Below are 302 nucleotides of genomic sequence, written 5' to 3'. Positions count from 1 at the left end.
GATCCTTATCCGCGATACTATCAGCCGCGGCGCATCTACCGCACCGAACGGCTTTCCAGGGCCCATGTCCAATGGTGCTACGACCGCTACCGGTCCTACCGGGCCTGGGACAACACGTTCCAGCCCAACTACGGCCCGCGCCGGCAGTGCATATCGCCCTATATCTGAGCGTGTGGGCAGCAAGAAAGAGGCGGCGCACATCGCGGCGCCGTTTCTTTTTCGGCAAAAGCGTTCGCCCGCGGGGCGATAACCTTAAATTCAGCGGGGGCGGCTATCCTTGGTGCCGGTGCCCCCAACACGAC

1 protein-coding gene is annotated in these 302 nt (G+C 62.6%); it reads left to right on the top strand.

Going from position 1 to position 302, the window contains the following annotated elements; genetic code table 11:
• On the top strand, positions 1-168 hold a 168-nt coding region (locus EN818_RS31805), incomplete at its 5' end, for a BA14K family protein (protein WP_135906740.1).
• Positions 169-302: the final 134 nt, after the last annotated feature.

This window comes from Mesorhizobium sp. M3A.F.Ca.ET.175.01.1.1, assembly GCF_004791945.1.
GTDB lineage: Bacteria > Pseudomonadota > Alphaproteobacteria > Rhizobiales > Rhizobiaceae > Mesorhizobium.
Note: the sequence above shows the minus strand (reverse complement) of the source record. Positions and strands in the feature narration are given on the sequence as shown.